At 57.5% G+C, this 17,279-nt stretch carries 15 protein-coding genes; 1 reads left to right on the top strand and 14 read right to left on the bottom strand.

What is annotated here, in order from left to right; all coding sequences use genetic code 11:
* Positions 1-503: 503 nt before the first annotated feature.
* The 10 genes from Q0R02_RS10505 to Q0R02_RS10460 all read right to left on the bottom strand — a co-directional run bounded on the left by Q0R02_RS10505 (position 504) and on the right by Q0R02_RS10460 (position 12,348).
* Entirely contained in the window at positions 504-1,799 is a 1,296-nt protein-coding gene (locus tag Q0R02_RS10505) for a site-specific integrase (protein ID WP_293883265.1), read from the bottom strand.
* A 677-nt stretch (positions 1,800-2,476) separates the two neighbouring features.
* Positions 2,477-2,830: a cupin domain-containing protein gene (locus Q0R02_RS10500; RefSeq protein WP_293883262.1), complete on the bottom strand. Its 354-nt coding sequence runs from the start codon at positions 2,828-2,830 to the stop codon at positions 2,477-2,479.
* Positions 2,808-3,422: an NADPH-dependent FMN reductase gene (locus Q0R02_RS10495; RefSeq protein ID WP_293883267.1), complete on the bottom strand. Its 615-nt coding sequence runs from the start codon at positions 3,420-3,422 to the stop codon at positions 2,808-2,810. The genes Q0R02_RS10500 and Q0R02_RS10495 overlap by 23 nt, the downstream gene beginning before the upstream one ends.
* Positions 3,422-4,237 carry a fumarylacetoacetate hydrolase family protein gene (locus Q0R02_RS10490; RefSeq protein WP_293883260.1) on the bottom strand — a complete coding sequence of 272 codons (816 nt, stop codon included), beginning with the start codon at positions 4,235-4,237 and terminating at the stop codon, positions 3,422-3,424. The genes Q0R02_RS10495 and Q0R02_RS10490 overlap by 1 nt, the downstream gene beginning before the upstream one ends.
* 18 nt (positions 4,238-4,255) lie before the next feature.
* The gene (locus Q0R02_RS10485) at positions 4,256-5,794 is read right to left on the bottom strand and encodes an AMP-binding protein (protein ID WP_293883257.1); all 1,539 of its coding nucleotides are present in this window, start codon (positions 5,792-5,794) and stop codon (positions 4,256-4,258) included.
* 16 nt (positions 5,795-5,810) lie between these two features.
* Positions 5,811-6,110, bottom strand: a complete 300-nt coding sequence (locus Q0R02_RS10480; RefSeq protein WP_293883254.1) for a Dabb family protein — start codon at positions 6,108-6,110, stop codon at positions 5,811-5,813.
* Positions 6,110-7,663, bottom strand: coding sequence for a bifunctional 3-(3-hydroxy-phenyl)propionate/3-hydroxycinnamic acid hydroxylase (locus Q0R02_RS10475; protein ID WP_293883251.1), 1,554 nt, complete (start codon positions 7,661-7,663; stop codon positions 6,110-6,112). Before Q0R02_RS10475 ends, Q0R02_RS10480 begins: the two co-directional genes overlap by 1 nt.
* A gap of 4 nt (positions 7,664-7,667) precedes the next feature.
* Positions 7,668-8,189, bottom strand: coding sequence for a nuclear transport factor 2 family protein (locus tag Q0R02_RS10470; protein ID WP_293883248.1), 522 nt, complete (start codon positions 8,187-8,189; stop codon positions 7,668-7,670).
* A gap of 2 nt (positions 8,190-8,191) precedes the next feature.
* Complete coding sequence (locus Q0R02_RS10465; protein WP_293883245.1) at positions 8,192-9,943, bottom strand: CocE/NonD family hydrolase; 1,752 nt, start codon at positions 9,941-9,943, stop codon at positions 8,192-8,194.
* Between the two features lie 83 nt (positions 9,944-10,026).
* Positions 10,027-12,348, bottom strand: a complete 2,322-nt coding sequence (locus tag Q0R02_RS10460) for a TonB-dependent receptor (RefSeq protein WP_293883243.1) — start codon at positions 12,346-12,348, stop codon at positions 10,027-10,029.
* A 381-nt stretch (positions 12,349-12,729) separates the two neighbouring features.
* On the opposite strand from Q0R02_RS10460, the gene Q0R02_RS10455 reads away from it, so the two are divergent.
* Complete coding sequence (locus tag Q0R02_RS10455) at positions 12,730-13,371, top strand: TetR/AcrR family transcriptional regulator (RefSeq protein WP_293883240.1); 642 nt, start codon at positions 12,730-12,732, stop codon at positions 13,369-13,371.
* A 5-nt stretch (positions 13,372-13,376) separates the two neighbouring features.
* Here the strand turns inward: Q0R02_RS10455 and Q0R02_RS10450 are convergent, their stop codons facing one another.
* Genes Q0R02_RS10450 through Q0R02_RS10435 form a run of 4 tightly spaced genes read right to left on the bottom strand, consistent with a single transcriptional unit; the run spans position 13,377 to position 17,261 of the window.
* Positions 13,377-14,165, bottom strand: a complete 789-nt coding sequence (locus Q0R02_RS10450) for an enoyl-CoA hydratase-related protein (RefSeq protein WP_293883238.1) — start codon at positions 14,163-14,165, stop codon at positions 13,377-13,379.
* The gene (locus tag Q0R02_RS10445) at positions 14,162-15,355 is read right to left on the bottom strand and encodes an MFS transporter (RefSeq protein ID WP_293883236.1); all 1,194 of its coding nucleotides are present in this window, start codon (positions 15,353-15,355) and stop codon (positions 14,162-14,164) included. The genes Q0R02_RS10450 and Q0R02_RS10445 overlap by 4 nt, the downstream gene beginning before the upstream one ends.
* Positions 15,356-15,389: 34 nt before the next feature.
* On the bottom strand, positions 15,390-15,983 hold the full coding sequence (locus Q0R02_RS10440) for a VOC family protein (protein ID WP_293883233.1): 594 nt from the start codon (positions 15,981-15,983) through the stop codon (positions 15,390-15,392).
* A gap of 9 nt (positions 15,984-15,992) precedes the next feature.
* Positions 15,993-17,261: an acyl-CoA dehydrogenase family protein gene (locus Q0R02_RS10435; RefSeq protein ID WP_293883230.1), complete on the bottom strand. Its 1,269-nt coding sequence runs from the start codon at positions 17,259-17,261 to the stop codon at positions 15,993-15,995.
* Positions 17,262-17,279: the final 18 nt, after the last annotated feature.

The following is a 17,279-nucleotide window of genomic DNA, read 5'->3' as shown; positions in this document are numbered from 1 at the left end:
CACGATCCGAGTCCCAGTTCTGGGTCATTCCTGGATCGTTTTGAGAGTTTGGTGCGGGCGGTGGGAATCGAACCCACACTCCTTGCGGAACGGGATTTTGAGTGGGACGAGACTACCTTCGAATACCGCAGAAATCCGTGCCCTCGAAACGTCCTGCGATCGGACGTTCGAGAAGCTAACGGAAATCAGCCAGTTTTGGAACGCGAATGTGCAAGCATGTGTGTAAATAATGGCATGCTCGAAGCGCGGCCACGAGGAACGCTGGCATCATTAAGCGCGCGAATATTTGCTTTTATCGATGGGAGTGGTCCGCGTTGCACCACTTTAAGCTCGCCAGCGGCGAAGTGGCGACAATTGCGGAGAAGACGCGGGCAACAGGGTGCTTGAGGCTCGGCGCACCTGGTTCCGTTGTCCGCTTGGCCGGTATCCCGATTAAGGGTGCCAGCGGCACATCGGGCGACCGGCGCAAACGCCAGCCTCCCAAGAGCATCAGCGATGCGGAGTCAGCCTTTGAAGCGGGAAGGTCGAACTGACTGTTTCGATTTTACGGCTTGCCGCGCTTTGGCGGTTGCTTCTTCAGCGTCGATCTCGGCATCCATTTCGGTGTGCATCGCGTCCCATCCGCCAATGCCCATCAACACGCGGTCGGCGTGTTTGATGGTGTTCACATGCCCATAATGCTGCTCGATCATCTTGACCGATGTGCCCATTTGCTGGGCGAGGATATAGACATCGACACCTGCCGACAATCTGAACGTCGCATAGGTGTGGCGGAAGCAATAAGTGGTGCGCGGAATGCCGCTCGGTCCGTCGCGCAGGTTCGCATATTTCAGCAATTCCTCGACGGTATCTCGGTATAGCCAGACGGCGGGTTTCCCGTTGATGATCGTGAAAACCGCGTCATCGGGTTTGGTCGCTTTGGAATGCGCGCGAACGCGGTCAAGATATTCGCCGACGCTCTTGGGCGCGATGAGCTTGCGCATCTTGCCCTTGCCTTGCACATAGATGACCAGGATATCGCTGCCATCCTTGTCGCGTGCTGTGGTGATATCGCGCCAACGCATGTTTTTGGCTTCGACTGGCCGCATCCCGGTGTTGCACATGATCAGAATGAAATTGTAGCACATCTGGCGATACCAGATGCCCTGTGCCGTGGTCGCCTCCTTCATCCATTTGCGGCCGGCGCTGTGCAGCTTGCGGTATTCCTCCAGCGTGAATTCATCGCGGCGATTTGTTTTAAGTTTCGGCATTCCCTCAAACCGATGGTGGGCGGGCACGTAGCGCTTGCTCACCGCATAGTTCATAACAGCGGCAAAGATGCTCATCTCGATCCGAATGGTGGAATCACTGATGATGCCGGCGCGGCGACCGACGCCGTTCTCGCGCCGCCACAACGGATATTCCGACCAGCGCTCCTGGCTGACCAAATGAATCTGACTGCTGCCGACATAGAGGTTGAGCGGCCCGTTGACCTTGTTTTTGACATTCATGGCCCGCCCCTGGCTGACCTCGCCCGCATTTGCCCGCCGCTGCTGTGCGTCCGCGTATTCTTCGGCGACCTGTGAAAAGGGTCGATTGAACACGGGAACGTCATGCTTCACCCGGAACCGGATATCGGCATCCTGATCCATCGCGAGGTCGCGCGCTGTTTGCCGATCCGACGTCCGCAGAGAGATTGTTTTGTAGCGGTCCACATTCTGGATTCTCACCCGGCAGTAATACTGGTCGTGCCCGACATCGCCCCTGCGGAAGATGATGAGGCCCGGCTTGACCTGCTCTTTATCGAGGATGAAACCCATGTCGCTGTTTCCCACTGTGCAGAAACTGTGCAGATTGGCGGCGTAAGTGTTTGATATGCCGTGTCTGTGTAGGTTCTGTGTGGGCAATACTGACAGATTTTATTGTTTAATCCTAATAGTTTATTGAAATCCCTTCACCCGCTCCAGACTTTTGGATCTTTCTGAGCCCCTAAAAAACATAAGGGAAATCCCTTGGTTATGACCCGCGTAGGTCTGTGTAGAAATTATAGGATCGGTCTGCGCGCTGCCTGCTGGGACGTGGGGGATTGTTCATCAACCGCATCAATTACCTAGCGAAACAGCTTCAATTGCGAACCGCCCTGCCGCTAAAGGCGTTACAGCAACGTCAAGACCAGCGTTCTGACAAATAACAGAAGCTGCTGCCAAATCCCAAATACCACAGCCATGTTCGATTTACCCGTCAGGGCGTCCCAAAGCTGCGCCTTGCGAGCGCGAAGACCGCACACTTATATCGAACTATGGAATAACCGTGCACCCGAAGGTCGCTGACCCTCGCATTCGATTGTGATCCGCTCTCAAATTCATTTTCGCCCAATGGATCGATGAAGCTACTTGCGGTCACACCGATGGGCGCGCCCAAATTGTCGGTCGTCGTGACAATCGCCACGCCGGTAGCAAACGCTCTGAGCGCGTCGCGAACTTCGCTCTGCCCGTTTTCACTCGTTCGGTGTTATCGGTGCAGAGGTGATCACGAGGATCGCGGCGGGACGTCCGCTGTCGTTGATGATCGAGCGCGCCTCGCCTGCGGCAATGAAGATGCTGTCCCGTTCTGCCAGCGTGTGACGGACGCCGTCTTCCTGTCTCACGGTCAACACCCCTTGGGTGACGACATAAATCTTACCGAAAGTGCCGACATCCATCGGCACCACAACGCCCGCCGGGAATTCCGAATATGCCACCCACGCACAGTCCGCACTGCTGGCATCTCCCCCCTGCAACCGACGGGACGTTACGCCATCGTGGTTGGGTGCAGTATAGAACGGGGCCTCAGCGTATTTGACGACTTCCATCAACGTCTCCTTCTTGCACTTTCGCGAGTGCCGCGATTTCGTGGAACAACTTGGCGAACCCGTTGAGGGCAAAGTCGATAACGGCAGGGTCGTGAAAGCGACCGTCTATCATTTTGCCGACTACAAGGCCGATAACGATTTCCGGCGTGTTGACCGGCCGGGCCAGCGCAGAGACAAGCGTCTCTCGGATCTGATATTGCGCACGCACACCGCCCGTCGCCGCCGGTGAGGAAGTGACGATCAGTACCGGCTTGTTTCGAAGCGGCGATCCGTTGTGCGGGCGCGAAGCCCAGTCGAGCGCGTTTTTAAGCACGCCCGGTATGCCGTGATTATATTCGGTGGACGAGATGACTATACCGTCTGCGGCTGCAATCTGGTTCCGCAGGTGCACTACCGACCGCGGCAATGGCTCGACGTAAAGGTCCTGATTAAAGTGTGGAACCGAGCCAATATCGGCAAAGTCGTAGCGTGCCCGAGATGCGGTCGCTTCAGCGAGCGCGTGCAAAATTGCAGTTGAAAAGGAACCTGCTCGCAGGCTCCCTGATATACCGAGCAGATTCGAAGACATGGATTTTCCTGAAGTTGCTTGCATCAACGCCGTACGATCGTGTTGGTAAGGACACCGATGCGCTCGATCTCGATCTCGCAGACATCGCCCGGCTTCATGAACACGGGCGGCTTGCGGGCGTAGCCGACACCCGACGGCGTGCCGGTTGCGATCACATCGCCCGGCTCGAGCGTCATCGCTTCCGACAATGTTGCAATCAGTGATGCAACGTCGAAGATCATGTCTGCGGTGTCGCTGTCTTGCATGACACTGCCGTTAAGCCGGGTCACGATCCGCAGCCCCGACGCCCCCGCAGGGAGTTCGTCAGGGGTCACGAGTGCCGGGCCGAACCCGCCCGTGCAATCGAAATTCTTGCCCATGGTCCATTGGGTCGACTTGCGTTGGTAATTCCGCACCGAGCCATCGTTGAAACAGCTGTAGCCCGCGACATAATCGAGTGCGTCCGCGACGCTGACGCTCGTTGCCGTCTTGCCGATCACCACCGCAAGTTCAGCTTCATAGTCTAGCTGGTCGGAGCATTCGGGATAAGTGATGTTCCCTTCCGGGGCGGTCAACGAAGTGTTCACGCGAAGAAACACCGCCGGGTAATCGGGGATTGGATTGCCGCCCTCAATGGCATGCGCACGGTAATTAAGGCCGATGCAGATGATTTTGCCTGGGTGGGGGACCGGCGGGAGCAATTCAACGGTCGACAGCGCCACCGCGTCGGCTGCCGGTCCCGAAGGCCCATTAATGGCGAGATCGACAGCGGAAATGGCGTCGGGATGCACGTCGATCGTCTCACCCGAAAGAACGCCATGCTGAACGGAACCGTTGTGGCGAAATGTGACGATATGCATAGTGTCTCTCCCGAGATTTCAACGAACTGGTTGTGTGAAGATGCTCTGATGTAAGTTGCGGAGCTCGGCCTTCTGGACCTTGCCCATTGCATTTCGTGGCAGGTCGTCAACGATCACGATGCGCTTGGGGCGTTTGAACGCTGCAAGTTCAGCGCTTAACGTAGCGGCAATGTCATCGGCCTGCAGCGTTGTTCCCGCCTCGAGCGCGACGACCGCCACAATGCCCTCTCCGAAGTCGGCGTGCGGCACACCGATAACGGCGCTTTCGAGCACGCCGTTAATCGCATCGATCGCCAGCTCAACCTCTTTGGGATAGACGTTGTAGCCGCCGGTGATGATCAGGTCCTTGGCGCGCCCGACTATACGGACATAACCCGCATCGTCGATTGTCGCGATGTCCCCGCTGATAAAGTATCCGTCGGCAGTGTGGTCCTCAGCGGTCTTCTCGGGATTTTGCCAGTAGCGATCAAAAAGGTTCGGACCTTTGATCTCCAGGATACCGGGCGTTCCTGGTTTTGCCGGCTGACGATCTTCAGCCACCACGCGGACCGAGATGCCAGGGAGTGAAGGTCCGACGCTTCCGGCAATACGCGGCCCGTCATACGGGTTGGCTGTCACCATCAACGCTTCGGTCATGCCATAACGCTCAAGGATCACGTGCCCCGTCCGCTGCTGGAATTCTGTGAAGGTCGCGTCCAGTAACGGGGCAGAGCCACTGACGAACAGACGAATGCCCTTGCAAAGCGACTCGTCGAAAGAAGGTTCGGAAAGCAACCGCGTGTAAAAGGTGGGCACACCCATGAAAACGGTCGAAGCAGGGAGATCGCGAAGCACCGCCGACACATCGAACCGATCATGAAACAGGATCGGCGAGGCGTGAAGGAGTGCTAGGTGAAGCGCAACGAATAGCCCATGGGCGTGAAAGATCGGCAATGCGTGCAGCAGGACGTCGTCATTCTGCCAATGCCATGCCCGGCCAAGCACGATCGCGTTCGACGACAGATTACCGTGTGTCAGTACTGCACCTTTTGACCTACCGGTTGTGCCCGAAGTGTAGAGGATCGCCGCAGGGTCGTCCCGCCCGACGTCGGCCACGGGGGGTGCTTCGTCGAATTTCGCCCACGGAGAAGTCTCGAGGTCGCCGGTCAGGATCGCGCGCTCACCCGCGAAGAGCACACTTTCAGCTGGCAGCCCAGCGCTCGCGACGAGAAGCGCAGGCGCTGCGTCGTCGAGGAAATAGGCCAGTTCACTCGCCTGATAAGCCGTGTTGAGCGGAATGAAGACGATGCCCGCCCGCAGGCAACCAAGATAAAAGATTACTGCTACGGGCGATTTGTGCGCCTGAATGATGGCGCGATCCCCCGGTTTGATCCCCTTTGATCGAAGCCATGCGGCAGCACGGCTCGTGTCGGCAAGCATCTCTGAATAGGTCATCAACGGCTTGCCATCCACGATCAGGAAGGGTCGCCCGGCGTTCAAGGTCGCTGCTGACTCGAACAGAGAGAAGATATTTCCTTCCGGATAGATCAGTTCAGTCGTTTTCGTTGCATGGGTCATGAAGGCGGCCTCAAATTCAGAACTGGATAGTGATCCGGGTGGCTTGCAACGGCACGACGAAGTCCCGAACAAAAGCTTTGTGTTCGGGATGCATCTGATATGCATCCCAACCTGCCCGGTCGCGGAACGTGGCGATCAGGGCGTAATCGCCATTTCCGTCGCGGAACCTCAGATCAGGGCCGTGGTGCATCGTGACCATGTCGGAAAGCCTTTTCGCCAATCCGGTAAGCGCAGCGCCAAAAGCTTTGATCTGCACGTCGCTAGCCTCGGCTATCCATGTGAAAATCACGACATGGGTCACCGATCCATTTGTCATCAGTCGGCAAACGCCAAAGCATCGCGCGCAGACCCAAGAAGTGCATCGACGCCCTCGAGCGAAGATGTCCCAAACACATAATAATCCGGGCGAACCAGAACGGCGTCGTCACCCAGACGATCGAACCATTCCGAGTACACACCGTCCAGGTCCTCCGTATCGCCGCCGGGACCGAAATTAGCCACGATAACGCCAAAATCACGGACAAATGCCTGGGCTTTACTACCGCGCGCTGCGGGTGCTCCACTGTTTCGCATCAGCAGCTGCCAGCCACCACCGGCGACGTCGTCGAAAAGACCTCGTCGGCCGTTTCGGCTCACATGACCTTGGACCGATAGATAGCCTGCATGTTCGTCTGTAATTCGGTAGAGGCCCGCGAACCCCAGCCGTGGCTCGGGTGGGGGTTTCAGCCCAAGCGAGGGATTCGACATCGCTGCCTTCATTTGCGCATCCCGAATCTTCACATCCGCGGGATCGACCATGCAAATAAGGCGGCCAAGTTCCACGGCTTGCCTGATAATCTCGCATACATGTTCGCGACGTTCCGGGCCGTAGGACTCTAGCAAAGCGTCAGAAGCTCCTTTGTTGAAGATATCGCTTAGTCGCCAGCTCAAGGCGAAGGCATCGCGCATTCCAGCGCATAACCCCTGGCCGAGGAAGGGCGGCATCGTGTGGGCGGCATCGCCTGCTAGGATTATGCGACCCTGTTTCCACTGGTCGGCCCAGCTTCCCCGAAATGTGTAGACCGTGTGGCGTTCAACAGTCGAGTTGTCGGGATTAATGTCCCACGGCTCCAGAAGCTTCCACGTCGTTTCGATAGAATTCAGGTCCTCAACGCACTCGCCGGGGAGACACATAAACTCCCAGCGCCTGCGGTGGGGGCCGCTGCCAACCAGCGTCGTCGGCCGCCGGGGGTCGAGATATTGAACGACGTAGGGCGACCAAACGCGCTGCTTGTCATGCGGGACGACATCGACAACCAGCCAGTCATACGCGAAGCCCAGATCAATGGGCTTGATCCCGAGAAGGTCGCGCACCTTACTGCGTGCACCATCGGCTCCGATGACATAGCGCGCCCGCGCCGTGAAATGCGTCGCCGGGTTTTCCGTCTCACAGAATATGAGCGCCACGTGGTCGTCGCTCTGTTCAAACGAAACCAGTTCGCGCCCGTGATGAATGGTGACGCGTGAGGATTGGCGGAGGCGACTGAGCATCATCGCCTCGACCTCGGGCTGATAAAACATATTCATCTGTGCCCAGCCGGACGAGCCGGGCCGGTTCCAATCGATCTTGAGCAATGTTTCGTGATTGGCGTCGTGGAATTCGTAGTTTTTGCCCGGTCCCATGACCGGATCAAGCAGAGGTTCCATATCCGTCATCAGACCAAGACTCTGAATTTGGCGAATGATTTCATGGTCGACACCACAGGCGCGGGGCAGCGGGTAGAAACTTGGCCACCGTTCGTAAAGATCGACGGATAGACCCTGCTGATCGAGCAACAGGGCAGCGAACAAGCCGACTGGGCCCGCGCCAACGATGACCACGTCCTTCATTTGACTACTTTGCCCTGATCGCTTTCAGGAATTCGATTTTGCCGTCGGCACAGTGCTCATTCAGGACGTTGGTCTTCATGTCCGGCTGGTGCTCACGCTTGGGCTCGGGGACGAGAGGATTTCCGGTCCAACCCTGCAGACGACAGACGCGCTTCTTGATGCGCCATCCCTTTGCTGTCCGGACCAGTTCATCGTCATACCAGCCGGTTCCCAGCCAGTTGGGTCCGCCCTCGGCAGCATTTCGCACCAGCAGCCAATTGCCATAGCTGAAGGCGTTTGCCTTATCACCATCGACGTGGACGACATGACCCATCATTGTATGCTGATGGCTATCGAGCATTTTGTGAAACATCTCGAACGAAGCTTTGAATTCTTCGAGCCCGTGCCATCCGGCCCCCGCGGGACCGAAGACTGCCTCGACATCCTCGGTAAAGATCAAGTCAAACAAATCCCACGCCCGCGCATCGAGCGCGAAACCGTAGAGGTTCATTATTTCGATGATTTCGACTTTGTCTAAGGCTGACATGGCTACGCTCCTACAACTGGAAGTTGGAGATAGGAGGCGCGAGCACCTCCGGTGTGTATGATGTGCTGCCCCGTATTGGCCGGCACATAATTTCGGACCATCGGCATCATTGGCCCGAGCAAGTTGCGACCGCTGATCACGAGACGAAGCTGCTCGCCGGCGTACAAGCGCATACCGATGGGCAGGAGCTCAATCTGAACCTCGACGGCTTCACCCGGCGCGAGCTTTTCTACTCTGTCGAAGCTGTGGACGGGGACGTCTTCGGTGGCCAAAGTTGGATCGAGGCGTCGTGCCGAAACGCGCAGGCGCCCGTCTGCGCCCCTGTAACGCAGTATCGACGATCCGCCTTCGGTCAGGTCCTGCATTCGTGCAGACTGATTGGCGATGGTGAATTGCGACAGCGGACTGCCGTGCGCATCTAGCTTCTGAAGCAGCAGAAACAGCTCCATGTCGTTTGCGCCTGCCGCCTCTACCCAAAGGTGGACCTTTGGATAGCCGACCAGGAGGGTCTCGCTGTCAAACCGGACGACGAACGACACCAGTGCAGGCTCGGTGGCGGTGTCATAGCTGGCGGGAATTTCGGGAACGGGCGCCTGCATCGTCAGCGCGCGTGACGCGCCGTTGAGAAAATATTTGGTATTAGTGACCGTCTCTGGCGGAAATGTTCCCGCGGGATGGTTGACCGTATCGCCACCTTGGAAATCGTGAACCGCATAAAGGACGGGCGGAGTCTCATCCCAGCCATTCTTTTCGTCTTTCAGAAAGCGGTCGAAAAAATGACACAGGTGCTCGAGATTACCCTCGTCATAATAGTCGGGCCATTCTTGCGTGTTGTGAATACGAAGCCACTTATGTTCCGAGGCCATTTGTCGCCATGCACGGAACGTTCCGGCGCAATGTAAAGTGTTCGAATAGCTGGCAACCACATAGGCTGGCACCGTAATCCGGTCATACCGCGCAGCCTTGTGTTCCCAAAATGGCCCCATGAGCGGCATGGCCTCCGCTTCCAGCGCAATATCCTCCCGTAGGCTTTTTCCAGCGTAGCTGCGCCTTAGCCGCTCTGCAAAACCGAGGTCGGGAATCCCGCCGCGCATGACTAGGTCGCGGTACATGTCGCTGAAGCCCTCGACCGGATTGATCGCAGCCAGGTGCGGGGGTTGTTCGGCAGCCGTAAACCACTGCGCGTTTGCCAGGTATGACGTGCCGCTCATTCCGACCTTGCCACTGCACCAGGTCTGCTCTGCCAGCCATTCGATCAGATCGTGGCAGTCTTGCCCCTCCTGCGTGCCAAACATGGCACTGTCACCTTCGGACTGACCGATGCCGCGCGGATCGGGATTACACACGGCATACCCCCGCGGGCACCAATAGGCCGGATCAGGGCCCTCGAACTTTGCCAACCCGGACATGGTCCCCACGTCCATCCCGAGCATGCCGTAAAGGCCAATGACGTCCGGTGCAGTCCCCTGTGCCTTGCCGTAGGGACTCCACGCGACCAGCGCGGGCACCGGCTTAATTCCGGCAGGGCGAAAGACGTCGACATAGATCGTCAAACCATCGCGCAGAACGACGGGAACATCACGCTCGAAAACGATTTCGTCCGTCAAAGACTTGAACATCGGCGCGAGCCGATAGCCTGCCGGCAGCGTTTCCGTTCCCGGAATAAACGCGCTGAGAATGCCGCGTTCAGGGCCGGCAACGAAAGAATTGGTCGGAACGAAGAGTTTTCCGTCGTCGCAGGTAACGGTCGCCATAATCATTTGCCTTCGCACTAACATCATTTACTTGGGAGCTTCGGGCGACCAGGACACCGGTCAGTGTGCCCCTGCCCGCTAGCTCAGAAGCTATATTTGACCGTCAGGCCGTAGGTGCGCGGTTCGCCCGGCACTTCCTGTGGATAGCTGGTCGCATCGAATCCCAGCACAGCTGCAATATACTGCTTGTTGAACAGGTTACGGACGTAAGCATTTATCTGCCACTTGTTCACGGTGTAACTGCCGTTCACGTTACTGATCGCGTAACCAGGCGTGCGATAGAGCGCGAGAACCTGTGAGGCGGTTACCGACGCGACGCCTGCTCGGTTCGTATAGGTGAAGCCGGCTGGAGCTCCCTGATAGTCGTTGGTGTAACTCGAAGTGTAGCTTTCTTCGGCGGTCAGCTGAAGCTTTCCTGGCCCGATGTCCTGCGTGAACGTGGCCGAGGCGTTAAGTGAATGGTGCGGCGAACGGACCAGCGGCACACCGGTAAAGTCTACTTGCAGCGCCGGTGCCGGTAAAATGTTAAACTTGGTAATCTTGGAATCGGCATAGGTGTACTGAAGCCCTAGCCGGAAGCTAGACGACAAGACAGCGATGGCATCCATATCGAACCCACGACCGCGGGCCTGCCCAGCATTTGTGATAAATCCAGTCAACGCGCGGTTTATAAATGTGTTTTGCGTGATCTGGATATCTTTATACTCGTTGTCGAATAGCGCGATATTAAGTTGCAAGCGGCGATCCAAGAGCTTGGATTTCAGCCCAACCTCATAGGCATCGACCTTCTGCGGATTATAATTGATCAATGAAGCAGCGCCCCCGTTCAAGCCGCCGGGTGAATTGCCGCGCGAGTAACTGCCATAGACAATTACGTCCGGGGAGATCTTGTAGCTAAGATTGGCGCTGCCCGTTATGGCACTGAACTCAGCATTGCGGAACTTAATAGGCGTAGCTGACGGAAGGAGAGTACCAAGAATAACGCTCCGGAAGTAGCTACCCGCGGTTCCCCGCAATTCGTCCCGTGAATAGCGAAGCCCGACTGTGAGGTTGAGGGCATCGGTAATGTCATAGCCGACCTGACCGAACGCCGCATAAGCATTAGTTTCGGTGTAGACCGGCTGATACAGCGCATTGACGCGCGTGACCGGCACGGCTGGATTGAGACCTTGGTCGAACAACGCCGCGCCGGGGCCAAAACTGGCGAACGGTGTGCTCAAATCCACGGCCTTGCCACCACCCTGCTCCGCCGCGACGTGCAGGAAATACAGCCCGAACAAATAACTCAGACGGCCTGTCTTGTTCGCAAGGCGAAGTTCCTGCGACCAGCGATTTTCCGCAAATGGCGTATTGCCTTGGACAATGCCGAGCCGCGTCAAGTCGATCGAGGTCAGAATTTTCTGACTGCTGTGCTGAAAATCAGTCAGTGATGCGAGCTCGCCCATTGGGGTCTGAAACCGCAGGTCGAGAGTGACCTGCTCGCCTCGCGTCTTACCTGACTGCGGCCTCACATAGCTTGCGTCCCAGACGGTGTTACCAAAGGTGAGCGACGCATTGACCGCAGGGTTGGTTAAATTGCCAAAGATGACATTGTCGCTGAGCGGTGCCCGCGTTCGCCCCGTGTGGACGAGGCCCAAAGGGATATCATCGCGCATAATCGTCCCAGTGAGCCGAGCGGTGACCAAGTCGCTGGGCTGCCACAACAGTCGGACGCGGCCGACAGTTCTGTCGTAGCCCGCGCCCCGGTTGCCCGTCACGGAATCATAGGTGAAGCCGTCCCGCTTTTCGCGCAGTCCAAAAAAGCGGACGGATAAAGTATCGCTGAGCGGAATCGATACGGCCCCTCTCGCCGACCAGAGATTTTCGTTGCCAACTGCACTGCGTCCGTAGCCCGCCTCGACATAGCCCGAAAAGTCCTTGCCGGGATCGTTGGACACGATGTTGATCGCGCCCGTGTAGGATGCACGGCCATACAGTGTGCTCTGCGGCCCTTTGGCAACCTCAATACGGCCAGTGTCGACACGGCTAATCAACGAGACCAGCGGCGGCGAAACGAATACGCCGTCCTGAAAAATGCCGACCGTTGATGTCGTTGCAATGCCCGCCTGCGACCGGTTGCCGAAGCCCCGGATGCCGACGATTGGGATCGGCCCGTATGACTTGAAGGTAACGCCCGAAACCATCGATTGGATGTCGGCGAGCGAAGCCATTCTGGCGACCTGCTCTGATGAAACCGCAGCGACGCTGGCGGGGATGTCCTGAAGCCGCTCGTTGACACGGCGTGCGGTTACGATGATATCGCTGATCGGGCCATCGTCGACGGGCGCATCGGTAACGTTGGTTGCAGTTGGCGACTGGGCTGCGGGAGCAGCTTGGGCGACGTTAGGAATGATATACGCGGCCATTAAGGCCAGCGCCGATGAACACACCATAGCGCCTGCGCGGCGCGCCTGAAACGTTAACGATGTTGAAGCAGTATCAGTCCGAAACATAGCCATAACTCCTCTCCCTGTGCCGCGCGATCCTCTCGATTGGAGAATTCGGTGTGCCGGCTTGCTCAGGCCCAACGGCCTTCAAAATGAGAGGTATCGCATTATGAGAGGGTCGTCAATATTAATGCTCAGGCTAATTTGGCTGGTTTCGGATAAACCGAAAACTTTGTGATCGCAGCCAGCATAACTTGACCGATCATGCAAAACTGACGATATTCTCATTGTCATGATTTCCCCCTGCACAATCTATCGTAAAATATTTTTGGATCATGCAGGCGGGGCGGGATTCCAGTCTTGACCAGATCGAAGACAGCGCTTGGGCCGCGCGAAGCAAAACGCGTGCGGACACGCGCCAGATTAACTGACGCCGCCCTGCGCCTGATGGCTGCACGCGGTATCAACGCTACTTCTGTAAGTGAGATCGCCGCGGAGGCCGAGTTAGCCAATGGCACCTTTTACCTTTACTTTAAAGACAAGGCAGAGATCGTTGCGGCGGTGTGCAATGCTGTTACGCTCGCGATGCATAACGACATGAGCAGCATGCGACTGTCGCTGGAAGATGGCGCGTCCCGCGTCGCGTTCGGAACGCAGCAGTTCATCGAAATCGCCGCTGCGGAACCGAATTGGGGACGGCTGCTGGTTTCGGCGTTTACCGAGTTTGAAGCGATTAAGGACGATATATCGCGCTACTTGCGGCTCGATGTCGCGCTCGGCATCGAGCAGGGGAGATTTAGCGAACCCGTCGACGAATATGTTATCGATATTTTGCTGGCGGTTCTGCGGACAGGTGTAATCTCACGCCTTAACGGCGGAAAGCCCGGCGTTGGCGCACGCGCTGCCGAATTCCATTTGCGGATATTGGGGATGAGCGCTGCAGACGCGCACAGCGTTCGCCTGGCCGCCGACAAGGCAGCTGCACAGGCAAACACCTTGTAGTCGGTTCACGGTCGAACGAAGACCGGTGAGCGCTTGTCCATAAACGCTGAGTAGCCCTCGGCGAAATCTGCCCCTTGCATGGCATCGACGAAGCAACCAAGACTCTCCTCGTCCTCGGCCGGGACTTTGCAGTGATTGATCTGACCCAGCACACGTTTACTGGTCCGCAGAGTGAACGTTGATCCACGCAGAATGTCGCTCGTTATTAAACCAAGCGAAGCATCGAAGGTATCGGCGGGTATCAGTTGTTCTGCGAGCCCGATTGCAACAGCTTCGGCGGCGCCTACGGGGCCCGCCGTGTATATCATGCGGCGCGCATGCCCCTGCCCGATCGCGGCCACCAGACGGTGGAGATCGCTCCGTAGATAGACCGCACCCAGTTTTGCAGGCGTGATCGCGAAACGCGCATCGGCGGCAGCCAGACGAAAGTCGGCCGCTAGCGCGAGGGCAACAGATGCTCCGTAACAATTTCCCTCGACGGCCGCGACTACGGGCTTGGACGCGCTTTCCACAGCGGTCATCGCGTTCGCCATCGTTCGACCATAATCACGGCACTTGGCAGCGTCGGTGCGCAAACGACCAAATTCAGCGATGTCATTACCCGCGCCGAAGTCACCGTCCGCTCCTCGGAGTACGATGACGCCGACCGTCGGATCGGCTTCTGCGTTCGCGAGCAGCCCGGGCAATGCGCCCCACGTATTTTGCAACATCGCGTTGCGAGCAGCGCGGCGGTCGAACAGGATCGTCGCTACTCCGCTAGCAACACTCGACGACGCGCCACCCTGATCTTTCATCCCGCAGTCACCGACAGCGGTCGAACTCGCGTTAGCAGCAACAGAGCGACGGTTGGCAGCACCGGGAGCAACAATAAACCGAGATCGTAGGAGCCGGTGCGATCAAAAATGGCCGCCATTGCCATTGGTCCGATGATCGCGCCTATCAGGGTGATGCCAAAGCAGGTGCCGAAAATGCGCGCATAAGCAGATGGGCCGAATCGGCGCGCGAGGACATAGCCAAGCACATCGACCTCGGCGCCCTGAACTGCCCCTAGTAAAAAACTCGCCGGTAATGCCCATGTCAAACCGTCGAGCAACAAAAGGAAGCTTATAGCTTGGCCCGTGAAAAAGACGATGGCAACACAAATGACGGAATAGCGATCAAGCAATAGCCCAGTGGTGAGCCGTCCAAAAAGAGAACCGGCCGCGCCGACCGCAACGACCGTTGCGATCAGCCCCGGCACTGCCCCCCGGTCCGCAAGCAATGCCGGAAGATGGAAGTTGCAGCCGACCACCCCGAAAATGATCAACGTGAAGGCGCTGGTGTAAAGCCAGAAATCGCGGCTTCGAAGTGCCATGCCGAACGTCTCGCTGTCACTAACAGCAGTCATATTTCCGCCAGCGGCGTTTATGTCCGCCGCAGGTGGCGAAAAGTCTCGAACGAGAAAGACGACATTTAACAAGCCGATCACGAGAACCGTGAACCCTACCAACGCGAATGCTGCACGCCATCCGCTTACAGCGATAATCTGAGAGATCGCGAACGAAAAGATTGCGACGCCCACTGCCAGTCCTGTCGATGTAATCGCCAAGGCAAATCCCAACCGCGTGTGGAACCAGCGCTGTGCAAGCGCCATAAACGCCGGGTAGCTCGCAAGATTTCCCGTCGCGACAGCCAACATGATGAGCCCGATGAGCTCGCCATACGAGTTAGCCAGGGCAAGGCTGGCATAGGCGATTCCGCCAAGAACCGCGCCAATGGCGATAACGCGCCGCGGGCCGAAGCGGTCGACGAGGTAACCGGCGATCGGGAGAATAATGATATTGGCAAGCGCCGCCAACGCGACGACGCTCGAAAACGTGGTACGCGACCAGCCGAACTCCGCCGTCATCGACTTCAGGAACAGGCCGAGCGGCTGCATCAAAATTGCAGGCGTCGATAGCGCCATCCCGACAAAGCAGCCCGACAGGACGAGCCAGCGCCTCAAATAGTCTCTCCCCGGTAAAGCTCGTGTGCCAACGTCACCGGCCGCGAAGTCGCCCCGCCATATTTGCGGACCAGTCTTTCATCAACATAAATTCGGGCTTATTCTCGATAGTTGCGCGGGTCGTCCGTTCGATCTCACCGTCCGACGCGGTTATATCCCAAGTCCCGGCATAAGGCTGAGCAACGTGGAACGGCGTGTCTACATATGTTTCGACGCCATTTCCCTCAGGATCGTTAAAATAGAGTGACCAAGCGTTGCCGTGATCGATTTTCAAAATCTCGCCGATGCCCGCTTCCACAAGGTTCGCGTGAATAATCCGCAGATCATCCAGCGTTCCGGTGCGAAATGCCAAATGATCGACCATGACGAAGTCAGCTTCCGATGTCATCGCACCGCCGACCATCGCAATTTGGTGGTGCGCGGTTGGATCTTGGCTCAGAAACACGAGCTCTTGGTTCTGTTCGGGCACCGGGCCGGCGTTGGTCACTTCAAATCCAAGCACATCACAGTAGAATGCCTGCAATGCAGAGAGATTACGGGCCGCCAATGTGCTGTGACCGGTGGCCAGACGGGGTCGCGGGCGAGCTTCACCATGCCTCGTCGCATTGTCCAAAGTAAGCGTAGTCATGGAATCCTCCTATGCAGCCTTAAGCGTGATGGGTGCGAAGCGGTCCAACGTAGTGATCCCGGCAAAATTGTGCGGTTGCAGCCCGGCCATCAGGCGACCGTAATTCTCCGCCAATGCCTCGAGGTTCAAAGCCCCGTGGAGAGTAATCACACGCGCGTCCCGCCACGATCGCTGGATGGGGTCGAAGCTCATGATCGCGGTCGCACCCGAATTTCGCTGGAGCAACTCGATAGCCTCGGCACACCATTTTGCCGCATAAGCTGTTTCCACCAGCACCCGCGCACTAAACTTTTGCATATATTCGGGGTCGGCCGGTGTGCCCGCTGCCTTCAGCGCGCCTAGTCGATCGGTCTCGTCCGCGTTCGCGCGGCACATCAGCTTGGCCGACTGGATTTTGGAATGTACCTCGGCCAGCATAAGGTGAGTGAGCGGAGCTTCACGCTGATTGGTGTAAGTGGTTCCACGGATTGGTCGCCCTTCGGAACGTTCCAGGAAACGCTCTAGCGCACCTTCCGCGATGCCGATCGACATTCCTGCCATCAAGCTGAACGCCCATCCCAGTGACGGCGCCTTCCACAGCGAGCCTGCAAGGCCATTTTCGATCGTCGCGCTGGTCACGTCGCGAAAATCGACGCAGCGGTAATCTGGAACGAACAATTCATCGCCATGCAGCATCAAGGACACGCTGCCGGTTGCGCGCATGCCCGCAACATCCCAGTCGTCGAGGAAGCGCAAGTCTTCGCGGGGAACCTGGACGCCGAGCAGAAAGGTGCCATCCGCTTCATCAGCAATGCAGCCGAGATTGGTGTAAGGTGCCCACAAAGCGTCGCTTCCGAATGTCCACGGTCCACCCGAAATGATCCAGCCGCCTTCAGCCCGCTCGGCGCGACCTTTGGAAGCCGGGAAGTGGCTTGAGCCAGCGACGCGCGGCCCGACCCACTTGTGCGCGTATACTTCTTCAATGATCCTGGAACCACAACCAGCGGGCAACCAGTTAGTGGACGCCGCAACCCATACGGTCCATCCGGCCGAACCGTCCCATTTCGCGACCTCGGAAATGACGTCCAACTGTTCACGGACCGAAAGCTCATAGCCGCCATATTCTGCAGGCGTGGCAATGTTGAAAACGCCAGCCGCATCGAGATCGGCAATGGTCTCATCCGAATGACGGCCGGCTTTTTCAGCCTCCGGCGCGCGCTTGCGCAAGGTCGGTCCAAGGGTTCGAACATTGTCGACTATGATGCCTAGCATCTGCGAACGCGCCGTGCCTTTAGTCATCGCCATGATCTCCTATGT

Origin of the sequence: Sphingomonas sp., from assembly GCF_025353885.1 — a bacterium.
GTDB lineage: Bacteria > Pseudomonadota > Alphaproteobacteria > Sphingomonadales > Sphingomonadaceae > Sphingomonas_O.
The sequence above is the reverse complement of the archived record's forward strand: the minus strand, read 5'-3'. Positions and strand labels throughout refer to the sequence as shown.

Excerpts from the sequence above, each read along its gene's own strand:
- Q0R02_RS10435 (WP_293883230.1), bottom strand. The coding sequence starts at position 17,261 with ATGACTAAAGGCACGGCGCGTTCGCAGATGCTAGGCATCATAGTCGAC.
- Q0R02_RS10460 (WP_293883243.1), bottom strand. The coding sequence starts at position 12,348 with ATGGCCGCGTATATCATTCCTAACGTCGCCCAAGCTGCTCCCGCAGCC.
- Q0R02_RS10500 (WP_293883262.1), bottom strand. The coding sequence starts at position 2,830 with ATGGAAGTCGTCAAATACGCTGAGGCCCCGTTCTATACTGCACCCAAC.
- Q0R02_RS10465 (WP_293883245.1), bottom strand. The coding sequence starts at position 9,943 with ATGGCGACCGTTACCTGCGACGACGGAAAACTCTTCGTTCCGACCAAT.
- Q0R02_RS10495 (WP_293883267.1), bottom strand. The coding sequence starts at position 3,422 with ATGCAAGCAACTTCAGGAAAATCCATGTCTTCGAATCTGCTCGGTATA.
- Q0R02_RS10485 (WP_293883257.1), bottom strand. The coding sequence starts at position 5,794 with ATGACCCATGCAACGAAAACGACTGAACTGATCTATCCGGAAGGAAAT.
- Q0R02_RS10475 (WP_293883251.1), bottom strand. The coding sequence starts at position 7,663 with ATGAAGGACGTGGTCATCGTTGGCGCGGGCCCAGTCGGCTTGTTCGCT.
- Q0R02_RS10470 (WP_293883248.1), bottom strand. The coding sequence starts at position 8,189 with ATGTCAGCCTTAGACAAAGTCGAAATCATCGAAATAATGAACCTCTAC.
- Q0R02_RS10505 (WP_293883265.1), bottom strand. The coding sequence starts at position 1,799 with ATGGGTTTCATCCTCGATAAAGAGCAGGTCAAGCCGGGCCTCATCATC.
- Q0R02_RS10480 (WP_293883254.1), bottom strand. The coding sequence starts at position 6,110 with ATGACAAATGGATCGGTGACCCATGTCGTGATTTTCACATGGATAGCC.
- Q0R02_RS10440 (WP_293883233.1), bottom strand. The coding sequence starts at position 15,983 with ATGACTACGCTTACTTTGGACAATGCGACGAGGCATGGTGAAGCTCGC.
- Q0R02_RS10490 (WP_293883260.1), bottom strand. The coding sequence starts at position 4,237 with ATGCATATCGTCACATTTCGCCACAACGGTTCCGTTCAGCATGGCGTT.
- Q0R02_RS10450 (WP_293883238.1), bottom strand. The coding sequence starts at position 14,165 with ATGAAAGATCAGGGTGGCGCGTCGTCGAGTGTTGCTAGCGGAGTAGCG.